The organism is Peribacillus frigoritolerans, from assembly GCF_001636405.1.
Classification (GTDB): Bacteria; Bacillota; Bacilli; order Bacillales; family DSM-1321; genus Peribacillus; species Peribacillus frigoritolerans.
In genome coordinates this window covers 1382000-1397081 of record NZ_KV440950.1, presented here as the reverse complement: position 1 = coordinate 1397081, position 15082 = coordinate 1382000, and the positions used below count along the sequence as shown (strand labels likewise).

Annotated in this window: 13 protein-coding genes; 3 read left to right on the top strand and 10 right to left on the bottom strand. The window is 39.8% G+C overall.

The window, feature by feature from the left end; all coding sequences use genetic code 11:
• Positions 1-42 precede the first annotated feature (42 nt).
• The 7 genes from A6755_RS06900 to A6755_RS06870 form a co-directional block, all read right to left on the bottom strand.
• Entirely contained in the window at positions 43-255 is a 213-nt protein-coding gene (locus A6755_RS06900) for a bacteriocin immunity protein (protein WP_063590215.1), read from the bottom strand.
• A gap of 290 nt (positions 256-545) precedes the next feature.
• Positions 546-1055, bottom strand: coding sequence for an ankyrin repeat domain-containing protein (locus tag A6755_RS06895; protein ID WP_063590214.1), 510 nt, complete (start codon positions 1053-1055; stop codon positions 546-548).
• 20 nt (positions 1056-1075) lie between these two features.
• Complete coding sequence (locus A6755_RS06890) at positions 1076-2947, bottom strand: T7SS effector LXG polymorphic toxin (protein WP_063590213.1); 1872 nt, start codon at positions 2945-2947, stop codon at positions 1076-1078.
• 279 nt (positions 2948-3226) lie between these two features.
• Entirely contained in the window at positions 3227-4054 is an 828-nt protein-coding gene (locus A6755_RS06885) for a MetQ/NlpA family ABC transporter substrate-binding protein (RefSeq protein WP_063590212.1), read from the bottom strand.
• 18 nt (positions 4055-4072) lie between these two features.
• Positions 4073-4735 carry a methionine ABC transporter permease gene (locus A6755_RS06880; protein ID WP_063590211.1) on the bottom strand — a complete coding sequence of 221 codons (663 nt, stop codon included), beginning with the start codon at positions 4733-4735 and terminating at the stop codon, positions 4073-4075.
• Positions 4728-5477: a methionine ABC transporter ATP-binding protein gene (locus tag A6755_RS06875; protein WP_063590210.1), complete on the bottom strand. Its 750-nt coding sequence runs from the start codon at positions 5475-5477 to the stop codon at positions 4728-4730. Before A6755_RS06875 ends, A6755_RS06880 begins: the two co-directional genes overlap by 8 nt.
• Positions 5478-5701: 224 nt before the next feature.
• A complete protein-coding gene (locus tag A6755_RS06870; RefSeq protein WP_063590209.1) occupies positions 5702-6214 on the bottom strand; it encodes a helix-turn-helix domain-containing protein in 513 nt (170 codons plus the stop codon).
• A 165-nt stretch (positions 6215-6379) separates the two neighbouring features.
• On the opposite strand from A6755_RS06870, the gene A6755_RS06865 reads away from it, so the two are divergent.
• Positions 6380-7678: an MFS transporter gene (locus tag A6755_RS06865; RefSeq protein ID WP_063590208.1), complete on the top strand. Its 1299-nt coding sequence runs from the start codon at positions 6380-6382 to the stop codon at positions 7676-7678.
• Positions 7679-7712: 34 nt separating this feature from the next.
• Positions 7713-8696 (top strand): ornithine cyclodeaminase family protein, encoded by a 984-nt coding sequence (locus A6755_RS06860; RefSeq protein ID WP_063590207.1) that lies wholly within the window; start codon positions 7713-7715, stop codon positions 8694-8696.
• 482 nt (positions 8697-9178) lie between these two features.
• On the opposite strand, the gene A6755_RS06855 is transcribed toward A6755_RS06860, so the two are convergent.
• Entirely contained in the window at positions 9179-9640 is a 462-nt protein-coding gene (locus A6755_RS06855; protein WP_063590206.1) for an SRPBCC family protein, read from the bottom strand.
• A 221-nt stretch (positions 9641-9861) separates the two neighbouring features.
• Here A6755_RS06855 and A6755_RS06850 point away from each other — a divergent pair, with 221 nt between their 5' ends.
• A complete protein-coding gene (locus tag A6755_RS06850; protein ID WP_063590205.1) occupies positions 9862-11130 on the top strand; it encodes an ATP-binding protein in 1269 nt (422 codons plus the stop codon).
• 270 nt (positions 11131-11400) lie between these two features.
• Here A6755_RS06850 and A6755_RS06845 read toward each other — a convergent pair whose 3' ends face one another.
• On the bottom strand, positions 11401-14571 hold the full coding sequence (locus A6755_RS06845; protein WP_063590204.1) for an ATP-binding cassette domain-containing protein: 3171 nt from the start codon (positions 14569-14571) through the stop codon (positions 11401-11403).
• Between the two features lie 276 nt (positions 14572-14847).
• The gene (gene sspL, locus A6755_RS06840; RefSeq protein WP_034304091.1) at positions 14848-14979 is read right to left on the bottom strand and encodes a small, acid-soluble spore protein L; all 132 of its coding nucleotides are present in this window, start codon (positions 14977-14979) and stop codon (positions 14848-14850) included.
• Between the last annotated feature and the right edge of the window lie 103 nt (positions 14980-15082).

Here is a 15082-nt window from a genome sequence, read left to right as displayed (position 1 = left end):
AGTAGCCATTTAAGGTTCTAATCATACGTGTTCTAAATACATTTATTTTTCTTCTTTATATGCTAAGGCAATCTCTACTACTTCCTCTGGTGATAAATCCTCATCATTCCAAAAAATTAAGTCACTAGGGGAAGGATGAGGAACATTGTCTTCTAAAATTTCTATGTATTCACTTACTTCTTCATCAGACAGCTGCGGATTACATATTTTATTTACTAGTTCAACTAATTCCTCTTTAGATAACTTTTTACTCATTTTTCCGCCTCCCCTTAATTACTGCGCTTTCTTTTCAAAATGATAAGCATGGTCTAAAGGTCTTTAACTATTGGCGAATCGAAGGCCATACTTATAATGGTCGGCACTACAGAAGCATGATTTTCTTCAATCGCTACTACAGCTCCTTATTCCTTTTTTAACACTTCATATTATAAGGCAAAAAGCACCTGTTTCCTAAAAGGCAACCAAGTGCTTTCATCCGGTTCTTGATAGAATAACTTATAAAGTCATTGTAACCATTTTATTGCATTAACTAAAAAGTCACTTTTCTATTCTTTTTCATCTATCTTCTGCTTTAAATATTCAGCAATTTCTGTTTGCCCTCTTTCAATAGCAAATTCATAAGCTCCCATATCTTTCATAGTATCCCCTGTATATTTAACAGTAATATCAATACCATTCTGAACAAGATACTTTACAATATCAAGATGCCCACCATATATTGCAGCAAACAGAGGATTCCTATCTGGTTCACTAGTATCAATCTCAACATTCTGGTTAATGAGATATTCGACAATATCTAAATGGCCTTTTGTAGCTGCTCTTTCAAGGGCATTTGTAGAAAAAGTTCCGCCCTGTGCATTAGCATCTATCCCAGCATTAATAAGATATTTTATCATTTCTAAATGCCCATGAGCTGCTGCTATATGTAACCATGTACCAAAGGGTGTTACCCATGTTAACATTTCTGGTTCTTTCTCAAGTGAATTCTTCAACGTTTCCAATTGGCCACTTTTTATGGCACCTCTAATGTCTTTCGCAATTTGAGCTTTATCCATTTTAATTTCTCCTTTATTTCTTATCTTCTAGAAGCAGCTTGTTTTCCAAGGTCTTCTAATATTTCAATAATATCATCTATGTCTGCACCTGCCGTATCAACTGCTTTCAATTGATTTACAACATTCTCCAAAGCCGCAATATTATGTTGCCCCATAATTCTATTTGGTGCCCAAACAAGATTTTCTTTACCAATTATAGGGTCAATACCGTACTTTCTTAATATTTCTTGCCCTTCTTGTACGAGTTTTTGCTGAGCCTCACCTAGACCTTTTTTGAATAAAATATGATGTGCATGTGGATTTACCATAGCAGTAGGTGGGTCACCTATTAATCCTCGAAGATATTTACCAAAATCAATTTTAATTAATACATCATTATATTCTTTAGTAATACCTAAATCAGACATCTTTTTACTAATCTCAGAAAGTTCATCTACACTAAAAGTATTATTTTGAATAGCATTTTTAAGCTTATTCATCTTAATGGCATTGACATTACCAGCTTCACCTATACCATCAAGATAATCACTTACAGATTTAACCCTACCACTAACCTCAGACTCAACTTTAGCCATAGATATTAACTGTTCTTTCAACCCAACACCATTAACCACATTATAAGGTACTCCACCTGCCAACGACAGTTGGTTTTTAGGATTGTAAGGTAATAGATTGGGAATTGAGGCTAATTCTTTTGCTTTCGTAACGCCTTTTACTGCAGCCGCTTTTGTAGTGGCTACCCCAGTCTTCGTTATGGCTCCAGCGCCTTTTGTTCCGACTATTGATGTGACGACTGTTCCGAGGGCATAGGATACCCAGTGTGCCCGCGAGTAGGCATCGCCATTTACCATATCCCGTTCATATGAGTCGGAGATGGATTTGGATATATATTTATAGGTTTGAATCGGATGCATGATTGAGTTTGCTGCACCTTCAACTGTTTCCCCGGGATCTGTGACAAAGTCCCAAACTCCTGTCACGAAGTCTTTACCTACATCATACAGGCCTACGCCGATTCCTTTTGTAATGTCTGCGGTTTGCTTGGATGCTTCTAGCTGCATGACATATTGCTGCTGGGTGGGCGCTAAGTTTTCATATCCGATTTGCTTGGCGATTTTGAGGAACTCATCGGGATCTGTGACATGATCGAGTTGGGCCTTCAAGTCTTTGATCCGGCGATTCTCCGCTTCTTCTTTCTTAACTTTGAGATATTGCGCGGTTTCTTTTTTCCTTACTTCCAGGTTTTTATAGGCTTCACTATTTTTATAAGCTGCTGCATTAAAATAGAGCGGGGATACTACTCCTCCCCTTGTACTGGATATTTTCAATTGCTCCATGAGTGCCGTCACTGCCGCTTGGTCCTCTTCGGATTTGGCATATTCAGTCGTCCACTTATGATCGATTTCGTTTACTTTGTCTATCGTTTCGGTCCGTTTTGTTTCAGCTTTCTCGATATTTTCAAAGAACGCATCATCGGAAAAAGGCTCTAACTGAATGATATCATCAATTCCAGCCAATATTTTTTTCAGATCATTTTTCTGGGCTGTGACCATTTCCTTGGAATTTCGGGTGGCATTTGTCAGCTCTTCCTCTAAAAAAGGAACAGTAACCACGGTTTCACTAAGGTTCGCTTCGATTGTATCTCCTTGAATTCCGCTTAAAAAGGCAACATGCCGATTGATCAGACGCAGCCAAGAATCCACGACATCGATCTGTGCTTTGTAAAACCCTTTAATGGCCTCTGCACCTTGCCCCTGCAGCTCATCATCCAAATGAACGATACTCTCAAATCCTTTTTTTAATTCCATGAGCTGTTCCTTTAGGTCCTTATATTGTCCGACACGCGTTTGCATGGCAGAAACTAGTGTTTGAGATTCGTAGATCATCGACATAATGGAAAGTCCTTTCAACTTCTTTTCTTATTCATTTCTATGTAATATTTTTATTCACTGTAAAATTATGGACTAAATATATTTTAGAAGAGTTTCTATATTTATTCAAGAAATGAAGGGACTTTTTATTAAACGGATTTATAGTATAAAGAAGGTAGGATAATAGAATATTTCTTTATGCTTTGTAATTTTCCAGGAGCCACAAAATTTGCAAAGTTAAACTGAAACGTAAATAAGGGCTATTCCTGTTGAAGGAATAGCCCTTTCTTTGTATCAAAATCAAAATGCCGGTATGGCCGTTTCACTATATTTCTCTTCTAAAAATTTGCGTACCTCCGGGCTTGTCATGGCCTTGGCCAACTTTTGGACTGGCTCGGAATCCACGTTATCCTTGCGTGCCACTAATGTAATGGCAAAGTCATTTTCAACACCTTCTGTGAGAAGTGCGTCATTTTTTGGTGTCAAACCAAGCGGTGCAGCGTAAGCAGGTGTTATCACGATCGCATCTGCTTCATCATACGTTCTCGCTAGCATTAATAAATCGACTTCTTTAAACTTATAGTTTTTCGGGTTCTCCGTGATATCAGACATTGTATAGTATGGACCTTTTTTTTCCTTTAAAGTGATCACTTTATGCTGTGCCAGCAAGGCCAATGAACGATCGATATTCGATACATCATTTGCAATGGCAATAACGGCACCCTTTGGCAATTCATCCATTGAATCGTATTCTTTGGAGTACACACCATAATTGGCAAAATAAATGGGTTTCACTGGTACTAGCTCGGCATTTTTGTTTCGATTGAATTCCTCCATATATGGAACGTGTTGGAAGAAGTTCACATCCACTTCTTTTGCCGCTAGTGCGGTGTTAGGCTGCACATTATCACTTAATACAACCATTTCCAGGTTAATGCCCTCCTCTGCCAGCTTTGGTTTAACAAGCTCAAGGATTTCCGTCATTGGGGGAATGAGTGAGGCCACTTTCAATGTTACCTCTTCCTTTTCCTGATTTTGCGCATTTTCTTTCTCTTTTACTTCATTCGTCTTTCCACATCCTACTAAAAACAACATAATTGCTGCCATGAGAAAGAGTATTTTTTTCATGATGTTTCCCTCCATTATTTATCTTTTATCAATCATTCTGGCTAGTGCCGTTCCAATGAATTGGATAAGCTGTACGAGAATAATCATAATGATAATCATATAAATCATTAGCTCTGTTTTAAACTGCTGGTAGCCATACCTGATGGCAAAGTCGCCGATACCGCCGCCCCCGACCACTCCCATGATCGTTGAATAAGAAATAAAGCTGATGATCGATGTTGTTAGTCCGAGGACAAGCCCTGAACGAGCCTCCACGTAAAGAAATTTAAATATGACATCCTTAACGGAAGCCCCCATCGAAATGGCTGCCTCGATCACACCCTTTGGAACATCCAATAAAGATTGCTCGACCAATCGCGAATAATGGGCAATGGCGATGATCGCTAATGGAACGCAAGCAGCTGCTGTACCAATGGCTGTGCCGATTATGAGCCTTGTAAACGGGATTAAAAAAACAACCAATAATAAAAACGGGAATGAACGGATAATATTCACAAGTAAATTTAACATCGAGAAAGCCCACGGGTTTTCAAGCAAATGACCCTTCCTAGAAAGAAATAGCAAGGTCCCGACAGGCAATCCAATCAAAATCGCAGCTAAAATGGACACACCCACCATGGTAATGGTTTCTCCAATTGACTGCCAAATTTCTGCCTCATATTGAACTAAAATCTCAGGCATGGCCCAGCCCACCATTCTCTGCTAATTGTTCGATAAAGTATTCTGGACGATTATCCTTTTTTTGAATCCCGGTTGGTTCGATTATGACCGTGTCATAAATCTCCCCCTCTGCCATGATCGATACACGATTGCATATACTTTTAATGACATCCAGCTCATGACTAACAATGACGATCGTCACACCGAAGCGTTTGTTGATGTTCTCTAGCACGTCTAATATTTCAGCGGTTGTATTTGGATCAAGGGAAGAGGTCGGTTCATCACATAATAACACTTGCGGGTTATTTGCCAATGCCCTTGCAATGGCAACACGCTGCTTTTGTCCCCCGCTTAATTGTGCAGGATATCTCTCCATCTCACCCTCCAATCCGACAAATTGGAGACACTCTGCAACACGGCTCCGACGTTCCTTCTTTGGATAATTTGCCAGCTCTAAAGAGGCTGCCACATTGTCATAAACCGTTTTATTTGCCACAAGATTAAAATGCTGAAAGATCATGCCAATCGACTTCCGTGCCCCTCGAAGTGCTTTATTGTTCAATGTTGTCAAGCTTTGGCCGTTTACCTCCACTTCGCCCGCATCTGGGGTCTCCAACAAATTCATTAGCCGCAGCAGCGTTGATTTCCCTGCTCCGCTTGCTCCGATTATTCCATGAATTTCACCTTTAGGTATTGTTAAAGTAACAGACTTAATAGCCTGAAATTGTGAAAAATTTTTACTCACTTGATCCAGGTTAATCATAAAATCCCACTTTCTATTTGTTGAAAGGTAAGCATGGCGCTCCACATTAATAGTTTCATCAAAGAAACACAACTCATTCTATCAACTAATGAGGACCTAATGCAAAGACACAAATTAACAGTTAGAAAGGATAGATGAACAGTGAGGAATCCCTGTTTACATCTATCCTTTTATACGACATGTTTCGTTAACTGGATATACTTTTATTACACAGCACCGTGACGTTATTTCGACGACACCACCAAAAACCGGACAATATGATCCGAGAAGTTAAACCAGTAATGGGCTTTTCTAGCATCGAACATGAACGACTGCTGTTCATGGAGTTCCATTCTTTCTCCCTCTATTTCCACTGTTAACTTCCCTTCGATAATGAATAAGAATTCATGTCCGCTATGAGAAAAGGCGCTTCCTTTATTTTCTCCTGGCTTTAAGGTGACAAGAATAGGCGAAAAAACAGCATCACGAATGCCGCTGGATAAATTCTGATAGTGAAATTGTTCATGATTATAATCTGAATTTTCTTGGGAACGTTCCTCAGAAAAAAAGAAACTTGGGCTGACATCCAATGTATCAGCGATTTTTTTTAATGACTCTAATGTGACGCTTGATTTACCCCGTTCTACTTGTGATAAAAAGCTGATCGAAACGCCTGTTTGTTCAGCAAGGCTCTTTAATGTTAGTTTTCGCTCTTTCCTCAATGATTTCATTTTTTCCCCGATTGAATCAAAAGGCATGGAGATGCCCCCTTTTTTTTACATAGTATCTAGCTTCATTATACAGTACAAATTTTGAGGAATGTTCCGTCATTAATAAAATAATTGACAGAAAATTATAAATTATTTACAATAAAGGAAATAATAAATTGAAGTGACACTTCAATTTTAATGGGGTGACTCAAGATGGAGAAGAAACAAATGCGGCGAATTTTAATTGCGAGTTTAGTCGGAAGTTCAATTGAGTGGTTTGACTATTTTTTATATGGGACCGTTTCAGCTCTCGTGTTTAACCAGCTATTCTTCGTGAATGAGGATCCGACAATAGGGCTGTTGCTTTCCTATGCATCCTTTGCGTTAGCATTCTTCATCCGTCCCTTTGGCGGAGTGATTTTCAGCCATATTGGCGATCGTATCGGGAGAAAGAAAACCCTTGTTTTAACACTTAGTTTAATGGGGGTCGCAACCTTTGGGATGGGGCTTCTTCCTACGTATCAAGCCGTTGGGATTTGGGCGCCGATACTATTAATCACGTTACGCTTAGTACAAGGTCTGGGAATTGGCGGTGAATGGGGAGGCGCGCTTTTATTGGCCGTTGAATATGCTCCTGCTGAGAAACGGGGCTTGTTCGGAGCCATTCCCCAAATGGGTGTTACGATAGGAATGCTGCTTGGAACCGTTGCCCTATCCATTATGACACTGCTTCCTGAAAACGCATTCATGACTTGGGGATGGCGTATACCATTCATTTTTAGTGCTCTGCTAGTATTTTTTGGCCTATGGATTCGTAAAGGAATTGATGAAACACCGTCTTTCAAAAAAGTGAAGGAATCGGGAGAAGTTCCAAAGCTGCCGATTGTGGAAACTCTTAAGAATTATTGGCGTGAAGTGCTTATCGCCGTCGGAGCCAAAGTGGTAGAAACAGCTCCATTTTATATTTTCAGCACGTTTGTCGTATCCTATGCTACTGCAAATCTCGGTTTCTCCCGGACAGCTACATTAACTGCAGTCATGATTGCAACAATTATAACAACGATTTTAATACCTATCATGGGGAATTTATCTGATAAGATTGGCCGCAAAAAGCTGTTTATAGGCGGAACGATTGGGATGGCACTGTTTGCATTCCCATACTTCTGGCTGCTGGAGCAAAAATCGGTCCTGCTATTAATCGTTGCAACAGTGATAGGTTTAGGGGTTATTTGGGCCCCCATCACAGCTGTTCTTGGAACGATGTTCTCGGAAATTTTCGATGCAAAGATCCGTTATACCGGCATCACGCTTGGCTATCAAATCGGGGCAGCTCTGGCAGGAGGAACAGCGCCGCTAGTTGCAACGGCTTTACTTGATAGGTTTAATAACTCCTATGTTCCTGTCGCCATTTATATTATTTTTGCATCTGTCCTGTCACTAGCAGCGATTTGGGCAGTTAAGGATCGCAGCAATCAGAAATTGGACGAAACGCATAATACTAGTGCCATGTAAACTATGGATCTTTTACTTCAAGGAGGACAATTGAATGTTGGTAATAAGTGAGAAGGAAATTCAACAATCATATGGAATGAAAGACGCAATAGCGGATGTAACGGCCGTATTACGTGCACATGGTGCTCAAAAAATAGACAACCCTCATCGCACAGTTCTTGCTTTTCCTCAACACGAAGCATCGGCCCTTTACATGCCAAGCGCTGATTTATCTGAAGAAGTTTCGGCGGTCAAAGTCGTTACCATTTTTCCAAAGAATCCTTCAAGGGGGATGGCAACCACACAAGGAGTCATCTTACTGTCAGATGCAGAAAATGGAGAACACTTAGCATTGTTGAATGCCTCCTATTTAACACGTCTCAGAACAGGGGCATTGAGCGGCATTGCCACAGACTTTCTTGCTCGTAAAGATGCCAGGGTTCTCACGATCATCGGAACAGGAGCTATGGGATTTGAACAAGCAATTGGTGTGTTAGCCGTAAGGGACATTGAGCGTATTTTATTAGTAAATCGCACACGAGAGAAAGCGCAGAAATTCGGTGAAAAGCTGCGGGCATTCGGAGTAACCGTTCCTTTTGAAGTTTGCGAAGATGTTTCAGCAGCTGTTCGTCAAGCAGATATCATTTGCTGTGCAACCCGCTCGAACGAGCCAGTATTTAATGGACAGGATTTAAAGCCGGGCACACACATTAACGGGGTCGGGTCTTATTTGCCGGATATGAAAGAAGTGGATAATACCACGGTATCACGCGCTGCTAAAATCATCGTCGACGATTTGGCGGGCGTTAAGGCTGAAGCAGGAGAGCTCATTCATGCTGCCAATCGGGGAAATTGGTCGTTTAATGATATTCATGGGGAGCTTTATGAACTTGTAATGCGGACCAAAACAGGCAGGGAAAATGAAGAGGAAATTACCTTCTTTAAATCAGTCGGTGCTGCTTACTTTGACCTCGCTGTGGCAAAAGGTGTTTACAGCCAATCGAAAGAACGGAACATCGGGATGGAGATTGAGGTATAGCAGAAGCCAATGCAATTTGCTATCGCTTGATGTAATAACAAAACCAGAGACGTTCAACATTCAGATAATCATTTGCCTAACCCTGCAGAAACATTTCGTTAAAATAAGAGACCCTTCTTTCGGAAGGGTCTCTTGAATAATTATTATCTTTCACAAGCGATTAAGCCTTTTGCCACGGTCGCTTTTTTTTTACTGGCATCATATTGAAACATGGGGCTTGTATATCAGTCTGAATCCATCTTGAAAAAAGATGGATTCTTTTTTATTTGTGTTGCTGTGTCAATTTAGTTTTCACGCAGAGTTGATTGGAGCGGGTGTACGAGACTCCTGCGGGAATACGCGTCCAAGGGGAGACCCCACAGGCGCAAAAGCGCCGAGGGCGGACCGCCCGTGGAAAGCGAGTGCCTGCAGTGGAATGAAACGATAAAGCACACCCTCCAACATGGACAAGTTGTTTTCCCCCTATAGAAGATTGACTTAATTCATTCTGATACACTTGTTTCTGCTTCAGCTACCTTTTTGACACGGTCTAAAAATTCCACGACCACTTTATCGGTGGCAAATACTAAAAGTAATTTCAAAAACCACTTTAACGGGCGACTGGTGACTGTATATGTAAAGGAAGTTCTATTGTCATTGATTTTATTTAGTTCATAAAAAGCCGTAATTTCAAACATTTTAGCAAGTATGAAGCCTACTTTAAGCTTTTTCTCATTAGTTTCATTCAAATATTCCAATGTTTCTATATCATACTCTTCTGTTCGTTTTCCTTCTCGATATTTTTGGCGATATACACTTCCAACCACTTCTTCCGTTATTTTAACCGGCTTTTGTTCAACTACTTGAGGCATGATTTTTTGCATATTTTCTACAGAACCATCAAGAAACTTCCATACCTGTTCAATTGGGGCATTTATTTCTATTTCTTTTGTCCATTTTTTCAATGAAAATCACCTCTGCCTCTATTATATTTCCTTTATTATGTAATAACCAAATTCGAACGGATGAATCGTTAAATAATTCTAATTAAATAAATACATTAACCTTAACCAACTCTTTTTTTAAAATTTAAAGTCGTTCTGTAAATAAATTACTTATTAAGATTCTCTTTTTTGGTGTTATTCTTGTATAATAAACCAAACGGTTACTTTTTCAGGAGAATCCAATGAATTTTATTTATATCAATCAAAACATATTAGATAATCTCTTTTATATCTTAGTAAGTATTTTGATTTATTACATTTTATTAGATCATGGCAAAAGGTTAAGTCAGTATGGCAAAACCCTTATCACTGCATGCATGAGCATTCCTATTATTTTATGTATGAAGTTTCCTATTTATATCGATGAATATTGTGTCCATGATCTCAGGCAAATCCCTTTTATTATAGGAACCCTTTATGGTGGTTGGCCTGTAGGGGCTGCCCTGTTAGTCATCATATTGACTTTTAGGTTTGCTTTTTATGGCTTTAATTTACTTACGTTAATTGTTTATATCGTTATATTCATTATAACGGCTCTACTTTCTTCCAAATTCAAAAATTTTAATAGAAAAAATAAGCTAAATAGCTCGATACTATTAATTTTGTTTCTAGGAATACTAACCAGCTTTATTTCACTCGGTATGTCTAATCATTTTCGAATAACTGAGGCGTATGTATTTTACTTTATCATCCTCCCTCCTTTCATCATTGGTTTAGCTGTTTATATCATGGAAATTTTAAAGGATGCCATTATAATCCGGACACAAATGATAAGGCTTGAAAAAATGGAGGTAGTCAGTCAGCTTGCTGCCAGCATTTCACATGAAGTTAGAAATCCTTTAACGGTTGTGAAAGGATTTGTTCAACTGCTAAAGGCTCCTGATCTGACTCAGGAAGTAAGAGAACAATATATACAACACGTAGTTAGAGAGCTTAATAGTGCAGAATCCATTATCAGTGAATACTTAGCATTTGCAAAACCTGCAATCGAAAAAGTGGAAAATATTTTAATTAACCGTGAAATAGGGTATGTAATTGAAATGATAAAACCATTGGCTAACATGAATTTAGTTACTATATCTAATCAGTTGGCTCCAGGCATCACCCGGGGGAATATTCAACATTTCAAGCAATGCTTCCTAAACCTCATCAAGAATGGTATAGAGGCAATGCCAAACGGCGGGGAACTTAATATTGTTTCTTATGTAAATAATTTCGATATCATTATCGAAATCAGTGACAATGGAGTGGGAATGAACAAGGAACAAATAAATCGTTTTGGCGAGCCCTATTACAGTTCCAAAGAAAAAGGGACTGGGTTGGGATCTATGGTGGCAGTCAAGACCATCCAAACGATGAATGGTACACTTCATTTAACTAGCGCTTTGAATAAGGGAACAACGATTTCAATAACACTTCCCGTTTATCAAGAAGATCATCCTGGAAAATAATAAAAAAGTCCGCCGTAAATGGCGGACTTTTAGTTTGTAGACAAATATGATTTTTATTTAAATTTAAAACCAAAGTTGATTGGAACGGAAGGTGCGAGACTCCTGCGGGAGAAACGTGTCCAAGGCAAACCCCGGCAGGCGCAAAGGCGCCGAGGAGTCTCCCTGACCGCCCGCGGAAAGCGAGTGCCTGGAGTGGAAATCAAAGTTCAAATTGTACAAAGCTTTATAAAACTGTAGACAAACTTGATTTTCAATAGAGTGCTGTTACATTTATTTTATCTCGTCAAGGCATTGATAAACCGCCATCATGTCTCGTTTGTTCAATTCACGTATCCGGGTGAAAATGGGGATATCGGCCACGGCCTCGGTGCGTTCACCTTCGGCCACGACATCCTTCACTTTCCCTGTCAGCCAGGTCTGGACGTCGATGCTTTCGACGATTTCTTTACGCCCTTCATCATCGATGCCACTGGCATGACAGCTCACACAAGGGATCGTTAATTTATACACACCGTCATGGATGTTGTCTTCTGAAATGACTTTCTTGCCATTACAGAATGGGCATTTATGACTTGCTTTAATTTTATTGATTTGGGTAACGATTTTTTTGTAGCCGAATGCTTCATAGACATAGGTTAGTTTTTTGTATTTGCCATTGGTGAAATATTTATCAATAATGGTTTCTCTTGTTTCGTTAATATTGGCAAAGTCACAGATGGTGATCTGATTTTTACTGCTGATTGCTTCGATATTGCCTTTAATGCTGTCCCAGAATGGTTGGGTATTTTGTAAAACCACTTCATAGCCGACAAAGCTTGCTAGTTCGAGTTCGAGCATTTTCAACGCCGCTTTTGTTTCACGTGGAAGGAATGAGACATCATCGGTGAGTGCCATATCGCCGCCCACAATCTCTTTTAGTTTTTCCAGTTCCGGCAGCTTTCCTACAATTTTGATGACTTGATCAATTGGCTGTTGGATGATCTCGCGAATGTCCGTATCACCAAACATCAGCTTTTTATGATGTTTGAGAACCGTTCCTTGACAGATTGGACAGTCGATCATCTCTTTTGTTTCTTTCATCTGCTCTTTAATGATTGATTTCGATACGAAGATATAGCGCCCAATGATGAAATTGAACCCTTCCCAAATTCGCGATGCCTTGCCTGCTTTATCGTAAAAGGACTTTTCCCAATACCCATATAAGAAGGTATGTTTTTCGGCATCTGTCATCTCATTATAGCTTTTACTAATGTCGTGACCGAGTTCATTCTTGATCTCATCAAACAGGAATTGCAGTTTGGAATGCTGATAATATTTTAATACTTCCATCACGTCCGGATGTAATAAACCATCCCAGAATGGCACGTTTTTGTCTTGTATGACTACATCGAAATCGAATTTTTCAATGACGCGGCGTCCCGAACAGCTTGGACAATGATTTTCTGCTGAATAGAAATCGAAGCTTCTTGTATCCTTATTGGTCGGATGTGCAGCCACTATATGGTTGATCATTCCGCCCAATTCATAAAGAAACGTATATTGACTGTACAAGTGCCGTTCAAGATCAATGGCGATCACAGGGGCAATCGTGTCGGACTCGTACTCCCCATAAATCACGCGAGCGATTGGTGATAAGCTTTTTAAAATGCCGCCCTTATAGACGTTCTCTGCGTTTTTGAAATAGTCCAGATGATTTTCCTGTAAATAATCGATACCAGTTTTTGACCGGAGCGTCGAAGAGATATGCAAGGGCTCCACCCGTTCGTCACTGTTTTTGTGCATGTAATAATCATCATGACTGACAACGTCAAGATGCTGGACAGGTGTTAGCTGTCTTTTGCCAAAATCCACGATATAATCCGAGCTTTCCAGCATATAGGCATTATGTTCAATCATGATGATGGAGACGGATTCATCCTCCAGAATGACCCTGACACTGTCAATGAATTGGTTTAAAATATTTTGCGATAACCCTTTTGAAGGCTCGTCAAAAATGAACAGCGTGTGCGGGTTTCTTGTCTTCGCAAATAGCTCGGAAACTAAGTGGACACATTGAAATTCACCCGTCGATAATGTTTGTGTTTTTCTTTCTAACGTCAAATAACCAAGCCCAAGTTTGATCAATAAGCTCAAACGTTTATGAGCGATGTCTTCTTTTGGGAGTTCTTCGATGATATCTTCGATCGAACGCTGAAAAATATCATCAATTTCATCACTGTATTTGGTTAGCTTCTTTTTAATATCAAGAAACGTCGCAACGGTCGACCGGCTGGTGATCGATTTATTTCGGTCCTGCCCGACCATGACCAGCTTATCCTTTGGATACCGCTTCTGAAAATCTTTGGAGATGCATTCATTGACTAGTGTAGATTTACCGCAGCCGGACTCACCCGTAAAGGTAACGAGTCTATTCTTGGGAATCCGGATTTCTTCCATTTGAATATTACGGCAGTAGAGATCCTGAAATTGATAGGATTCCGTTGGCGCTGCTTCATTACGCTTCCAGCTGATTGGTTTGGGCCGCGGTGATTCCTCAACGATTTTCCCGCCATATTTTCCGCTGCCGGGTCCAAAGAACAATTGGTCATCCGTGCTATCCAGCACCGTGTCGGAGTGATCAATGAGCCAAATTTGATTTTTATAACCTAATTGCTTAATCTGCTCCAAAATTTTCAAAAGGGTTTGATGATCAAGACCGACGGAGATTTCATCGATGATGATCACGGTATTTTCACTTGTTGCCATGAACTCGGCCAAATAAAGCCGGGTTAATTCCCCTCCTGACACTGTCCCCATAATACGGTTCAAGCCTAAATAACCAATATTCATATTGATAATATTTTGGAGAATATGCTGTTTAGCTTCACTTATATGTAAGGTCTCTGCGAGTGAAAGGATCGTTTCGATGCTTAAGTTGTTGATATCGGATATAGTATGCGGGCGGTCTAATAATTCAATGGTATATTGCTCGACTTCTTGATTGTAGCGCTTCCCCTCACACTTTGGACATTCGACGTTTTTCGTCGTACCGCGTCCTTTACAAGTGGGGCACCATCCTAAGGCATTATTAAATGAAAAAACTTCCGGAGAAAGATTGAATTTTTCTGCAAGACAAACACGTATCTCTTTAAACACACCAGTATGTGTGCCAATGGTCGAACGGGGATTAGCTGAAATGGATGATTTGCCGAGAAAAAGGACCAGAGGCATTTCCTCCATCTTGATTGCACTGAAGTTGGTTTCCATAATATTAGGGAATAAATACTGATATTCAGACTTCGGCAATAAGGAAACGAGACGCTTCTTGGATTCTTCGCCAATGGTTTGACAAAAAGTCGTCTTCCCGGAACCTGATAAACCAGCAATTCCTAATGATTGGTCGTCTGGCAGTGATGAATCCAAATGGCTTATATTGTTCGCTATTAATCGATTTATTTTCATTTGTAACTCCTCTCATTTATTTAAGTTCAGTCTTTCATATTAGCACAGCAGTATATGTATTTGGTATTTTTTTAACGGTAACCCCATCCTTTTATTCTTTCACATCCCGCTGCTTCAAAAACGTATGATTCATCGACAAAAAACGAGGAGTAAGGATTGGATTTTTTCCATAACCAAACCAATATGATGATTAAAGCCTTCTAGATTATAAAAGCCCCTCTCGACTAAGAGAAGGGCTTTCCTTATAAAGTATGACCGCATTTTTATCCAATACGTTTATTTTGTATTGGACTTTTTTGCCTTGTTTTCAAGATCGCTTTTAGGCTCGGTGGAGAATTCCACATCTTTTCCATGTCCCTGCGGGTTAACACTTGGTGCGATGCGACCTCTTCCTGTCTTTTTACTCATTTCCTTCACCTCCAAGTATATTATGTCCGAACTGTTCTAAATTAAAAACGAGGTCGTTTCCTTCTATAAACTTGTCAACAAGGCAGGCAAATGAATAAAAAAT